Below are 12467 nucleotides of genomic sequence, written 5' to 3' on the forward strand. Positions count from 1 at the left end.
TCTCAGTCAATGTGATCGAGGGAGGCGACGACGGCGGTGTAGCCGTCGTCGGTGATGCGGCCCCGGTCATGGAGGTCGGTGACCTTCTCGCGCAGGGCGGCGGTCTCCTTGGTGACCTTCGTGGTGTCGCCGTCGGCGGCCTCCTCTGCGATGCTGTCGAGGCGGCGGTAGAGGTCGCGGGCGTCCTTGGCGTCGATGGCGCCGGCGCTGACCTGGGTGTCGAGCACTGCGCGGGCGTCGGCGACGGCGTCGCCGGGTGGGTCGGCCGGTGGAGTCTCGCCGGGTGGGGTCGTGGCCGGGGGTGTGGCGACGGGTGGCACCGTGGTGAACGGCGCGGCGCCGGACGGGGTGGGGCCGGGTGCGGCTGACCTGGAGGGTGCGGCGCCGGAGGGCCCGGTGGTGACTGCCGGTGGGCTGGGTGGCACGGCGCCGGGGCCCGCTGTGGGGGTGACCGACGGGGCGGGGCTGCCCTCCCGTGGGGCGGCCTGTGAGCCGGCGTCGCCGGTCTGGGTGGCGAGGGCGACGGCGGCGATCACGCCGGCGACCGCGGCAGCGGCTGCTCCGGCCAGGAGCGCGGGGCGGGGGCGCCTCGGTCGTTGCGGTGCGGGCACGACGACCGTGTCGAGGTCGGCGTTCTCCAGTGCGACGCGGACCGGGCCGGGGCCGGCGGGGCGGTCGGCCGGTTTCTTCGCCAGCAGGTCGCTCAGCAGTCGTTCGAGGTCGGCGGGGACGCCCTGCCGTAGCGAGGTGGCCGGTGGTGGCGGTTTCTCCACGTGCTGCCAGGCGATCTGGAACGGGCTGTCGCCGGTGAACGGCGGGCGGCCGGTGAGCATGGCGTACAGCACGCAGCCCAGCCCGTACAGGTCGGTGCGGGCGTCGATGCGGCCACCGGTGACCTGCTCCGGTGCCATGTAGGAGCTGGTGCCCATGATCTGCGCGGACCCGGTCAGGTCGGCCTGCGCGGTCCCGGCGACCCGGGCGATGCCGAAGTCGCAGACCTTCACCTGGCCGCCCTCGGTGATCAGGATGTTGCCAGGCTTCACGTCGCGGTGCACGACACCGGCACGTGCGGCCGCCTCCAGGGCGGCGCACACCTGGATCGCGATCCGGACCGCCTCGGCGAACTCCAGCGGGCCGGTCGCCAGCCGCTGCGACAGGCTGCGGCCCCGGATCAGCTCCATCACGAGGTACGAAACGCCGTCCTCCGCGCCGAAGTCGTAGACGGCCACGATGTTCGGGTGCGACAGGCCGGCCGCGAACCGCGCCTCCCGGTCGAACCGGGCCGCGAACGTGGGGTCGGCCGCACCGTCCGGGCGCAGCATCTTCACCGCCACCGTGCGGTCGAGCCGCCGGTCGTACGCCTCCCACACCTCGGCCATCCCGCCGCGCCCCAGCAGCGACCGCAACTCGTACCGGTCGTTGAGAACGCGAGCAGCCATCGCGTCACAGTGACACAACGGTCACTGATTCGCATCCGCCGATCGTCAGCGGACACCGGCCCGCTGCTGCCGGGGAAGGCCGTCGATCAGGCTGTCCAGGTGCCGCAGCCGCGGGTCGCCGGCATCGGCTTCGTAGTCCTCCGGGCGGGTGGCGTCGTGGCCGCCGTCGACTCCGGCGATGCGCAGCATGACGGTGGCCACGACCGCGACGGCGAGGTTGAGCGCCAGTGCGACCAGCCCGACGTACACGGTGGTGCCGTCGCCGAGCGGCCAGCTCGACCCCCCGAAGTGGCCGGTCCCGTCCGCCTCGGGGATCTCGTAGAGCATGCCGAGGCCGAGGACCAGCCCGGTGAGCAGTCCGGCGATCAGGCCGGCGCGGTGGAACCAGCCGGTGAGCAGGCCGAGCAGGACCGCCGGGACGGTCTGCAGGATGATCACGCCGCCGATCAGCTGCAGGTCGACGGAGAACGTGGGGTCGACGGCCAGGATCAGGGCGGCGGCACCGAACTTGACGACGAGCGACACCCAGCGGCTGACCCGGGCCTCGGTGGCGAGCGACGCGTCCGGCCGCAGGTAGGGGCGGTAGAGGCTGCGGGTGAAGGCGTTGGCGGCGGCGATCGACATCACCGCTGCGGGGATCAGCGCGGCGACGCTCAGCGCCGCGAACGCGACGCCGGCCGACCAGCCCGGGAAGAACTGGTGGATCATCCGCGGCACGATCGTGTTGAGGTCGCCGTCGACCGGTGTCACACCGCGGGCCAGGGCGAAGAAGCCGAGCAGGGCCATGAGGGCCAGGGCCAGGCAGTAGACGGGAAGGGCGGCGGCGTTCTTGCGTACGGTAGCCCGGTCTTTTGCCGCAAGCATGGCCACCAGAGCATGCGGGTAGGCGAAGACCGCCAGCGCCGAACCGATCACCAGCGTGAGAAATCCGAAGTGGCCGGTGTCGGGCAGCAACAGGCCGTCGACCGGTGAGGGTGTCGCCGCGAACCGGTCGCCGGCTAGCCGGAAGGTGCGGTCCCAGCCGCCGTACATCGCCACCATGAGCAACGCGGTCAGCAGCATCCACGCCATCAGCGCGTCCTTGAGGACCGACAGCAGGGCGGGCGCGCGCAGACCGGAGCGGAACGTGCACACCGACACCACGGTCACCGCGGCGAGCAGGGGCCACTCACCGCCGAACCCGACAGTCCGCAACACCGCCTGCAGTGAGATCAGCTGCACGGCAACGTACGGAACGGTGGCGAGAATGCCGGTGACCGCGACCGCCGCACCCAGCCCGGGTGAACCGAACCTCGCGGTGGCGAACTCGCTGTGCGTGAGAAAGCCGTGCCGCCGGGACACCGACCAGGCCCTCGTCGTCAGCACGAAGGTCAGCGGCGTGGTGAGGATCGCGAACGGCACCGCGAAGAACCCGATCGCCCCGATGCCGTAGGTGAGAGCGGGCACCGCGACGAACGTGTACGCGCTGTACATGCTGCCGCCGATCAGGAACCAGATCGCCCAGTTGCCGAACGCCCGGCCGCCGGCGCCCCACTCCTCGAGGGTGTGCGGATCCTCGGGCCTGCGCCAGTACGCGGCGCCGAAGCCGAGCACCAGCACGACCAGCATCAGGGCGGTGAAGACGCCGGCCTCGACAGTCATGACTCTTTGGTGATCAGGTGGACCGCGCTGATGACCACGATGGCGAACAGCGCGCAGGCGAACTGGTACCAGAAGAAGAACGGCACACCGATCAGTTCCGGCTCGATCCGGTTGGTGAGCGGTGTCAGCAGAGGCGCGACCACTGGCAGGATGAGCAGCCACTGCGCGTGTCGTCGGGAACGCATGCCGCACCATATTCAGGCCTCGATGTGTGACGCCACGGTTACGCGGAATGCTGCGACAGGTGTCTCAGGTGCCGTTCAGCAGCAGCGCTCGCGCCGCGCGGTGGGCCAGGCCGAGATCGGTGCTGCGGCCGGCGACCAGCTCCGCGTAGAGGGCCGACTCGATGATCCGTACGTAGAGGTAGGCGAGGTCGGGCCCGGCGCTGTCCAGGCCGACCTCCTTGAAGATCTCCTCCTGGGCGGTCACGACGCGCTCGGTCAGCCCACCGGCGTGGGTCAGCAGGATCCGGGCGGCGGCCTCCGGCTCGGAGGTGAGGAACCGCCGGAACGGCTCGGCGGCGAGCAGTTGCGCGGTGAACCGGTGCGTGACCTCGATGGCGCCGTCCACGCCGTCGCGGGTGCGGTGCCGGCGGGCCTCGGCGAGCATCCGGTCGGCCAGCCGCCACAGGACGTTGCCGAGCAGCCGGTCGCGGCCGTGCGTCACCCGGTAGAGCGTGGCGCGGCTGACGCACATGGCGGCGGCGAGCCGGTTCATGTCGACGGTGCCGTGCCGCAGGAAGAAGGAACACGCCGCGCGCGTCGCCTCGTCGTCGCTGACCACCCTCACCCTGGCAACCTACGGCATCTGCCAAGATGGGAGCGCTCCCATTCGATCGAAGGAGACCAATGCGTATTCTCGCTGCTCTCACGGCCGCTGTACTGCTCTTCTCCGCCACGCCGGCTACCGCCTCAAGCCGCGTGCTCTTCTCCGAGAACTTCGACCGGCTCCCGGTGGGCGGGGCCAGCACCCTGAAGTGGGGTGTGGACACCCGCAACGGCACGCTGACCGTCGAGCGGGCCCGTCATGGCAAGGTGCTGCACGTGCGTACGGTCGACAACGGCCGCGCCTTCCTGCGCGTCGACGACTTCGCCGCGCCGGGCAACCGCTTCTTCGGCCGGATGCGGCTGCGCGTCGACGCCTTCCCCACCGCACCCGACTGGGCACACTTCACCCTCGTCGAGGCCACCGGCACCGGCAGCACCGAGGTGGTCCGCCCGATCGGCGGCCAGTACGCACCCACCGTCCCCGGCATCTTCTGGGGCGTCGGCGCCGACGGCGGCCCCACCGGCGACTGGACGAACTGGCGCGAGTCGGCCCCGGTCGTCGAGGACAGGTGGCAGTGCTTCGAGTGGTCCCTGGACGCCACCGACAACCGCGTGACGGTCTGGATCGACGGCGTCGCCAACCCCGACCTGACCGCCTCCACCAACAACCACGGCGGCAACAACGTCCCCTTCATCCTCCCGGCCGTGAACACCGTGAAGATCGGCTGGCAGCTCTACCAACCCGGCACCACCCCCGCCGAGTTCAACCTCTGGATCGACGACATCGCCCTCTCCACCAAGCGCCTGGGCTGCTGACCACGCCCCGGCGGCGGCCTTGGCGGGCCGCCGCCGGGTCATCTATCTCTTATTTGACGCCCTTGGTCGCGATCACCGACTCCGCCCTGAGCATCAGTGCCTCGAGGGCCCGGGCCGCTTCGAACATCTCGGACCTGGGGTCGATCGCCCCGGCCCCGCCCCAGTCCCACTCCCCGTCACCGACGGACTTGACGAACCACAGGCGCCCGGTAGGCGGGTGGAGGAACATCGCGCACCTCCACTCCCTCACCCAGAGGGTGACGGGCTGGGATGAACAGGTGATCGAGCATGCGCAGCCCTCCTCGTCGAAGAACTCGCGGGGAATGCCGTAATGGGCCACACAAGCGCAATCGCACAACATCGGTGTCATGCGCCCAGGCTGGCGCCCGGACGGACCGCGCCGCGCGCCTCGCCTCGCTCGCTGTGGACAACCAGATTTCTGTGGACGGCCACCGGCGTGTTCAAGTCCACCAAAACTTGATTCGTTCCAGAAAAGTCGCCTAAGGTCTTCGGGCATGACGTCCGGCTTCGAGGCGCAGCTGCGGGCTGCTTCGCTCCGCGTGACGCGGCCGCGCCTCGCGGTGCTCGCGGCGCTGAGGGACCATCCGCACGTGGACACCGACACGGTGATCACGCTGGTGCGGTCGAATCACCCCTCGGTCTCTCACCAGGCGATTTACGATGTGCTACGTGCGCTCACCGCCGCCGGTCTGGTGCGGCGTATTCAGCCCGCCGGTGCGACCGCCCGCTACGAGACGCGGGTGCGGGACAACCACCATCACATCATGTGCCGCTCCTGCGGTGCGATCGCCGACGTCGACTGCACGGTCGGACGTGCCCCCTGTCTCACCGCCTCGGCCGACCACGGGTTCGTGGTCGACGAGGCGGAGGTCGTCTTCTGGGGCACCTGCCCCGACTGCCTGACCACGCACCCGGAAGGAAGCAGCGAATGAGCGACAATCAGACCACCGGCGGCTGCCCAGTGGCCCACGACTCGGTGACCGCGCACGGCAGCGAGAGCGAGAACCCGGCGATCGACTCGCCGACCCCCAAGACCGGCGGCCGGCCGCGGACCAACCGCGACTGGTGGCCCAACCAGCTGGACCTCTCCGTGCTGCACGCCCACTCCGCCAAGGGCAACCCGCTGGGCCCCGACTTCGAGTACGCGAAGGAGTTCGCCAAGCTCGACGTCGACGCCCTCAAGCGCGACATCGTCGACGTGCTCACCACCTCGCAGGACTGGTGGCCCGCCGACTTCGGCCACTACGGCGGTCTCATGATCCGTCTGAGCTGGCACGCCGCGGGCACCTACCGGATCCACGACGGGCGTGGCGGCGCCGGTGACGGCGGGCAGCGGTTCGCCCCGCTCAACAGCTGGCCGGACAACGCGAACCTGGACAAGGCGCGCCGCCTGCTCTGGCCGGTGAAGGCGAAGTACGGCCAGCAGATCTCCTGGGCCGACCTGCTGGTGCTGGCCGGCAACGTCGCCCTGGAGTCGATGGGCTTCAAGACGTTCGGCTTCGGTTTCGGCCGCGAGGACGTGTGGGAGCCCGAGGAGATCTTCTGGGGCCCCGAGGACACCTGGCTGGGCGACGAGCGCTACGCGTCCGAGAAGACGATGGCCGAGGGCGTCGGCGCCACCGAGATGGGCCTGATCTACGTCAACCCGGAGGGCCCGCGCGGCAACGCCGACCCGATCGCCGCGGCGCACTTCATCCGTGAGACGTTCGCCCGGATGGCGATGAACGACGAGGAGACCGTCGCGCTGATCGCCGGCGGCCACACGTTCGGCAAGGCGCACGGCGCCGGTGTCGCCGACAACCACGTGGGCGCCGAGCCGGAGGGCGCGCCGCTGGAGGCGCAGGGCCTGGGCTGGCTGAGCACGCACGGCAGCGGTAGCGGCGCCGACGCGATCACCAGCGGTCTCGAGGTCACCTGGACCGACAAGCCGACGCAGTGGAGCAACCGGTTCTTCGAGATCCTCTTCGAGTACGAGTGGGAGCTCACCACCAGCCCCGGCGGCGCGAAGCAGTGGGTCGCCAAGGACGCCGAGGCGATCATCCCGGACGCGTTCGACCCGGCGAAGAAGCACCTGCCGACGATGCTGACGACCGACCTGTCGCTGCGGCTCGACCCGGCGTACGAAAAGATCTCCCGCCGTTTCCTGGCGAACCCGGACGAGTTCGCGCTGGCCTTCGCCAAGGCCTGGTACAAGCTGCTGCACCGCGACATGGGCCCGGTCAGCCGCTTCCTCGGCCCGTGGGTTCCGGAGGCGCAGCTGTGGCAGGACCCGGTGCCGGCCACCGCGGGCGCCCTGGTCGGTGACGGCGACGTCGCCGCGCTCAAGGCGAAGGTCCTGGAGTCGGGCCTGAGCACCGCCCAGCTGGTCTCGACCGCCTGGGCGTCGGCCGCGACGTTCCGCTCCACCGACAAGCGCGGTGGCGCCAACGGCGCCCGGATCCGCCTGGAGCCGCAGCGCGGCTGGGAGGTCAACCAGGGCGCCGCCGAGGTGATCGCGAAGCTGGAGGGCATCCAGCAGGAGTTCAACGCCGCCGGTGGCGCGCAGATCTCGCTGGCCGACCTGATCGTGCTGGCCGGTTCGGCCGCGGTCGAGAAGGCCGCGAGCGACGCCGGTGTCCCGGTGACCGTGCCGTTCCACGCGGGCCGCACCGACGCCTCCCAGGAGCAGACCGACGCCGAGTCGTTCAAGGTTCTGGAGCCGCGCGCCGACGCGTTCCGCAACTACCTGCGCCCGGGTGAGAAGACCCAGCCGGAGATCCTGCTGATCGACCGGGCGTACATGCTCAGCCTCAGCGCGCCCGAGATGACCGCGCTGGTCGGCGGCCTGCGCTCGCTGGGCAACAACTTCGGCGGCAGCGCGCACGGCGTCCTCACCGACAAGCCGGGTGCGCTCACCAACGACTTCTTCCGCAACCTGCTCTCGCCGGGCACCCGCTGGAAGGCGTCGGAGACCGACGAGCATGTGTACGAGATCCGCGACCTCGCCACCGACCAGGTGAAGTGGACCGCCACCGCGGTCGACCTGATCTTCGGCTCGAACTCCCAGCTGCGCGCCCTCGCCGAGGTCTACGCCAGCGAGGACGGCCGCGAGAAGTTCGTGCACGACTTCGTCGCCGCCTGGACCAAGGTCATGGAGCTGGACCGCTTCGACCTGGCCTGAGTTCAGCGGCAGTGCCCCTCGAGCATCGCCTCCAGGTGCTCGAGGGGCATGAGGCTGCCCAGCAGCTCACCCTGTCCCCACCGGCACCCGGCGGCCAGCGCGCTCTCCAGGTCCGCCTCGGTCTGCAGGCCGTCCGCGACGACCTCCATGCCGAGCCGCCGCCCGAGCGTCACCGCCACGTCCATCACGGCGCCGGCCTGCACCTCCCGATCGATCTTCAGCAGGTCGATCGGGAGGATCCGCAGCCGGCTGAGCGACGTCGGCCCGGTGCCGAAGTTGTCCACCGCCGTCCGGATGCCCTCGGCGCGCATCCGCCCCAGCTGGGCCGCGACGTCCTCGACCGCCGGCTGGTGCACGTCGAGATGCTGCTCGGCGACCTCCACGACCAGCGCCGAGGGCGGCAGCCCGTGATAGTCCAGAGCCGTGTGCAGGCTCGCCTGGAACCGCGGGTCGACCAGCTCGCGCGGCCGGACGTTCACCGCGAGCCACAGGTCGCCGGCGTACCGCCGCCACTGCGCGAGCAGGCGGCACGACCGGTGCAGCACCCAGTGATCGATCTCGGCCAGCACCCCCAGCTCCTCGGCCAGCGGCAGCAGCTCCTCCGCCGGCACCGTCCCGAGTGCCGGGTGCCGCCACGCCGGCAGCGCCTCCACGCCGACCGGGCGCCGGTCCCGCAGGTCGGCGATCGGCTGGAAGATCAGATCCAGGTCACCGCGCGCGAGCGCACCCGGCAGGTCCTGTTCGAGGGTGGAGCGACGCAGCAGGCGCGTCTCCATCTCGGTGTCGTACCACTCCACCGCACCCGGCGGGCCGGACCGGACCGACCGCAGCGCGAGGGCCGCCCGCCGGATCACCTCGTCGGTGTCGTCGTCACCGGCGACGTCGGTCAGCCCCGCCGAGGCGGACAGGTGTGAGACCGCGCCGGCCACGGTGTACGGCGCGGACAGCGCGTTGACCAGCTGACCGGCGAGCAGCTGAGCGCGTACCGCCCCGCAGTGGGTGAGCACCGCCAGCCGCGTCTCACCCAGCCGGGCCGGTACGTCCGTGTCGGCGAGACGCGTCCGCAGCCGCCGGCCGGCCTCCACCAGCACGAGCTCGGCGAGGTCCCGGCCGTGCACGTCGCCGATCGCGGTGAGCCCGAAGAGCTCCAGCACGATCATCGCGCCGGCGTCCGGGATCAGCTCGGCCGCCCGCAGCAGGCCCTCGCGGTTGGCCAGCCCGGTCTGCCGGTCCAGGTGGGTGGCCTCCCGCAGCGCCTGCTCCAGGTCGCGCATGTTGGTCACGTCGCGGATGTGCACGACCAGCGCGTGCGGCTCGGCCGGGTCGGCGCCGCTGGTGGTCCACTCGGTCTCCCGCCACCGGCCGAACCCGTCGCGCAGCCGGACCGCGAGGCCGGGACCCGGGTCGCCGTCGTGGACGGCCAGCAGCTCGGTCAGGTACGCGTGCACCGCCTCGACCTGGCCGGGATGCACCAGCGCGGACACCGTACGGCCGACGACGTCCTGGTCGGAGAGCCCGAACTGCCGTGCCGCGGCCGCCGACTGCCAGCGCACCGCCAGGTTCGCGTCGAGCACCATCGCGACGTCGGCCGACCCGTACATCAGGCTGCGCAGCCGGTTGCCCTGGTCGGTCAGGTGCCCGGCCTGGCGGCGCAGGGCGATCGCGGACACCCACTCGCGGGTCGCCACGGCCGCCACCGCCACGGTGCCGGACAGCACCGACACGGCGTCCACCTGCCCACCGTTGATCAGGTGGAACACGGTGATCAGCGCCGAGCCGAGGATCAGGAGCGCGAGCAGCGGGAAACTCGCCGAGGGCTCACTGCCCGGCGACGGCATCGGGCCCACGTCGGGTGAGACGCGGACCGAGCCGTACCAGAGCAGGGCGCCGGCCACGTTGATCGCGATCGCGGCGACCACGACGGCGATCGCGGCGTTCGCCCGGCCCGGGAAGTCCAGGCCGACGACCAGCGCGGTCATCCCGATCAGCGACAGCGCCGCGGCCGGCCCGCACCACTGCAGCGCCGCCCGGTGCCGGATCGCGTGCACCCCGGTCACCGCGACGGTGGCCGCGGCGCCCGCTCCGAAGATCAGCGCGGTCATCGCCGCACCGCGCCGGTCACCGCTGCTGAACACCGTCAGCCAGGTCGGATAGATGAGGCACGCGGTGACGCCCAGCACGTCCAGCCCCCACCGCATCCGGCCCAGCAGGTCGCGGCGCTGCTGCGGCCGCAGGATCGCGGGCAGATAGAGCGCCGCCACCAGGAAGAGGCTGACCAGCGGGATCTCGGCCGGCAGCGGCACACCGCCGGCCACCAGCACGTCCGGCGCGACCAGCGTGGCGACGCCGCTGGCCGCACCGGCCAGCGCGGTGAGCATCATGCCGGCCGCAATCGCCAGCGCGCGCAGGCGCGGCCCGGCCGCCCGCCCGGTCACGGCGGCACGGGCCGTCCCGAATGCGATCACCGCGGAGCACGAGGTGAGAAGGCCGGCCAGCGCGGCCGCCGGGAGCAGGACGAACGCGGCAATCAGCGCACCCGCGGCCAGAAGCACGGGCACCGCCGGCACCGCCACCCGGCGGAGAGGGGATCCGCCTGTCATATCCAGCGTCAACGATCGGAACGTGCGGGGGTTACGGCCGGTGCGGCGAAAAAGTTTCATCGCGATGCCGGGCTGCCGATGAGCCACAGGTGGACGTGACGCGGGGTCGAGAGGCCGGCCCGGACCGGTTGCTGATCGGCCTGGTGGCCGGTGCCGCCGCCGTGATCGCGCTGCTGGCCGCGAGGCACGGCTTCCAGGTCGTGTCCGCGTGGATCGCGATCGCCGCGGCACACGCCGGCATGGTGTGGGTGGCCCGGTCCACGTCCCGCCTGCCCGAGTTGCCGGGCTGGGCACGCCGGTTCTGGCGCACCGTCGCCGCCGCCGGTGTCGTCTACCTGGCCGGTGACGTCGCGCAACTCGTCGCGGTCGCCCGTGATCCGTCCGCGCCCACCTCGGCGACCGGCACCACGGTCCAGCTGATCGCGCTCGCCGTCGGCAGCATCGGGCTGATGCTCACCCTGCTCACCGTGCCCCTGGGTTTCCGGTCCCGTCGCGAGCGCAACCGGTTCTGGATGGACGTGGCCACCGTGATGGTGGCCGCGATCGTGGTCGGCTGGTACCTGATCGTGCCGGACCGGCCCGCCGCGCTGCTGGACAGCGCCGCGCCGGTGCTCGCCGGGCCGGTGATCATCCTGCTCTGCGTCTTCGTGGTGGCGAAGCTCGTCATGTCCGGCACGGCACCGTTCACCAGGACCTGCGGCGTGATCGCCGGCAGCGCGGCGGTGAGCAAGTCGGCCGCGGACGCCCTGGCCAGCGACGGGCTGTCCGGAGGCCGCCTGTCCTGGTACCTGATCGGCGTGTTCGCCGCGCACGCGCTGCTCACGATCGCACTGCGGGTCAACCAGAACCAGCTCGCCGGAAGCCCGCGCATCCTCGAGCCGCGAGGGCGCAAGCCGTACAGCCTGCTGCCCTACTGCGCCATCGCGGTCACGTACCTGCTGCTCACCATCGCGGTGATCCGGGGCGCCGAGTCGACCGTGGCCGTCGCCCTCGCGGCGACCGCCGTCAGCACGCTGCTCGTGGTGCTGCGCCAGCTCACCGCGTTCCGCGACAACGCCCGCCTCCTCGGCGAGCTCGACGTCAAGGTGCGCGAGCTCAGCGACACCCAGCAGGGCCTGCGGGACTCGCTCGCGGAACGGGACGCCCTCGCCGCCCGCCTGCGCCACCACGCGTTCCACGACGGGCTGACCGGCCTGCCCAACCGCTCGCTCTATGCCGAACGCCTCGACACGGCGCTCGCGGCGGGCGTGCCGGTGGTCGCCATGCTCGTTGACCTGGACGACTTCAAGCAGGTCAACGACGCGTGGGGGCACGCGGCGGGGGACGCTTTGCTGCGCGAGGTCGCGCAACGTCTCTCTTCATGCGTACGCGAGGACGACACCGTCGCGCGCATCGGCGGCGACGAGTTCGCCGTCCTGCTCAGCCCCGCCCCGGCCGACGACCCACGCGAGATCGCCGCCCGGATGGTCCAGGCGGTCGAGGCGCCGGTAGCGATACCCGGCTTCGGCTCGGCGCAGGTGGGCGCGAGCGTGGGCATCGCCGTCGCCACCGATCTCACCAAGGACGGTGACGCGCTCCTGCGCGAGGCCGACCACGCGATGTACGAGGTCAAGCGCAGCGGCAAGGGCTCCTACGCGCTGGCGCCGTCACATTGAGCCCTGTCGGTTCCCCAGACGGCGAGTTCGCCACGGGACACGCAGACGACCAGTGAACCGTCCGGGCCGGCGATCGCCCACGACTCGACGTCCGCGTCGGCGTCCACGACCAGTCCGGCGCCGCTCTCGAAGGTGATGTCCAGCTCGCCGGTCTCGCGGGTCCGGGCCTCGCGTACGACGTCCCCGAGCACCACCGCGAGGGCGTCCGAGGGGTTGTCGCCGGGTTCGACGTCGACCCGGCCATCCGGGCCGTCGAGGTGCGCGACGGCCTCGATCAGCACCTGGAGCCCACCGCTGAACCCCAGGACGATGGCGTGACCGAGTCGCAGGTACTCGAGTCTCCGCCCGACCATGGTTGGCAACATGCG

At 71.7% G+C, this 12467-nt stretch carries 11 protein-coding genes; 4 read left to right on the forward strand and 7 right to left on the reverse strand.

Features of this window, described 5'->3' with window-relative positions; all coding sequences use genetic code 11:
* Positions 1 to 2: 2 nt before the first annotated feature.
* The 4 genes from AB0M02_RS33445 to AB0M02_RS33460 all read right to left on the reverse strand — a co-directional run bounded on the left by AB0M02_RS33445 (position 3) and on the right by AB0M02_RS33460 (position 3869).
* The gene (locus AB0M02_RS33445) at positions 3 to 1439 is read right to left on the reverse strand and encodes a protein kinase (protein ID WP_364234240.1); all 1437 of its coding nucleotides are present in this window, start codon (positions 1437 to 1439) and stop codon (positions 3 to 5) included.
* 45 nt (positions 1440 to 1484) lie between these two features.
* Entirely contained in the window at positions 1485 to 3080 is a 1596-nt protein-coding gene (locus tag AB0M02_RS33450) for a sodium:solute symporter (protein WP_364234242.1), read from the reverse strand.
* Positions 3077 to 3265, reverse strand: coding sequence for a DUF3311 domain-containing protein (locus tag AB0M02_RS33455; protein WP_364234243.1), 189 nt, complete (start codon positions 3263 to 3265; stop codon positions 3077 to 3079). The genes AB0M02_RS33450 and AB0M02_RS33455 overlap by 4 nt, the downstream gene beginning before the upstream one ends.
* 64 nt (positions 3266 to 3329) lie before the next feature.
* A complete protein-coding gene (locus tag AB0M02_RS33460) occupies positions 3330 to 3869 on the reverse strand; it encodes a QsdR family transcriptional regulator (protein ID WP_364234246.1) in 540 nt (179 codons plus the stop codon).
* Positions 3870 to 3928: 59 nt separating this feature from the next.
* Between AB0M02_RS33460 and AB0M02_RS33465 the strand changes: the two genes are divergently transcribed.
* The gene (locus AB0M02_RS33465) at positions 3929 to 4663 is read left to right on the forward strand and encodes a hypothetical protein (protein ID WP_364234249.1); all 735 of its coding nucleotides are present in this window, start codon (positions 3929 to 3931) and stop codon (positions 4661 to 4663) included.
* 49 nt (positions 4664 to 4712) lie between these two features.
* Here the strand turns inward: AB0M02_RS33465 and AB0M02_RS33470 are convergent, their stop codons facing one another.
* On the reverse strand, positions 4713 to 4892 hold the full coding sequence (locus tag AB0M02_RS33470) for a hypothetical protein (protein ID WP_364234251.1): 180 nt from the start codon (positions 4890 to 4892) through the stop codon (positions 4713 to 4715).
* Positions 4893 to 5178: 286 nt separating this feature from the next.
* Between AB0M02_RS33470 and AB0M02_RS33475 the strand changes: the two genes are divergently transcribed.
* Together AB0M02_RS33475 and katG are read left to right on the forward strand one after the other, a co-directional pair.
* Positions 5179 to 5616: a Fur family transcriptional regulator gene (locus AB0M02_RS33475; protein ID WP_364234254.1), complete on the forward strand. Its 438-nt coding sequence runs from the start codon at positions 5179 to 5181 to the stop codon at positions 5614 to 5616.
* Complete coding sequence (gene katG / locus AB0M02_RS33480) at positions 5613 to 7844, forward strand: catalase/peroxidase HPI (RefSeq protein ID WP_364234257.1); 2232 nt, start codon at positions 5613 to 5615, stop codon at positions 7842 to 7844. Before AB0M02_RS33475 ends, katG begins: the two co-directional genes overlap by 4 nt.
* Positions 7845 to 7846: 2 nt before the next feature.
* Here katG and AB0M02_RS33485 read toward each other — a convergent pair whose 3' ends face one another.
* Positions 7847 to 10402 carry an EAL domain-containing protein gene (locus AB0M02_RS33485; RefSeq protein WP_364234258.1) on the reverse strand — a complete coding sequence of 852 codons (2556 nt, stop codon included), beginning with the start codon at positions 10400 to 10402 and terminating at the stop codon, positions 7847 to 7849.
* Positions 10403 to 10539: 137 nt separating this feature from the next.
* Between AB0M02_RS33485 and AB0M02_RS33490 the strand changes: the two genes are divergently transcribed.
* Entirely contained in the window at positions 10540 to 12099 is a 1560-nt protein-coding gene (locus AB0M02_RS33490; protein ID WP_364234260.1) for a GGDEF domain-containing protein, read from the forward strand.
* Here AB0M02_RS33490 and AB0M02_RS33495 read toward each other — a convergent pair.
* Entirely contained in the window at positions 12075 to 12464 is a 390-nt protein-coding gene (locus tag AB0M02_RS33495) for a DUF6188 family protein (protein ID WP_364234261.1), read from the reverse strand. The two genes, AB0M02_RS33490 and AB0M02_RS33495, sit on opposite strands and share 25 nt — an antisense overlap.
* Positions 12465 to 12467 lie beyond the last annotated feature (3 nt).

It is taken from the genome of Actinoplanes sp. NPDC051861, assembly GCF_040681145.1.
Taxonomy (GTDB): Bacteria; Actinomycetota; Actinomycetes; order Mycobacteriales; family Micromonosporaceae; genus Actinoplanes.

Coding starts and splice junctions, on each gene's coding strand:
- AB0M02_RS33445 (WP_364234240.1), bottom strand. CDS start 1,439: ATGGCTGCTCGCGTTCTCAACGACCGGTACGAGTTGCGGTCGCTGCTG.
- AB0M02_RS33450 (WP_364234242.1), bottom strand. CDS start 3,080: ATGACTGTCGAGGCCGGCGTCTTCACCGCCCTGATGCTGGTCGTGCTG.
- AB0M02_RS33455 (WP_364234243.1), bottom strand. CDS start 3,265: ATGCGTTCCCGACGACACGCGCAGTGGCTGCTCATCCTGCCAGTGGTC.
- AB0M02_RS33465 (WP_364234249.1), top strand. CDS start 3,929: ATGCGTATTCTCGCTGCTCTCACGGCCGCTGTACTGCTCTTCTCCGCC.
- AB0M02_RS33470 (WP_364234251.1), bottom strand. CDS start 4,892: ATGTTCCTCCACCCGCCTACCGGGCGCCTGTGGTTCGTCAAGTCCGTC.
- AB0M02_RS33475 (WP_364234254.1), top strand. CDS start 5,179: ATGACGTCCGGCTTCGAGGCGCAGCTGCGGGCTGCTTCGCTCCGCGTG.
- katG (WP_364234257.1), top strand. CDS start 5,613: ATGAGCGACAATCAGACCACCGGCGGCTGCCCAGTGGCCCACGACTCG.
- AB0M02_RS33495 (WP_364234261.1), bottom strand. CDS start 12,464: ATGTTGCCAACCATGGTCGGGCGGAGACTCGAGTACCTGCGACTCGGT.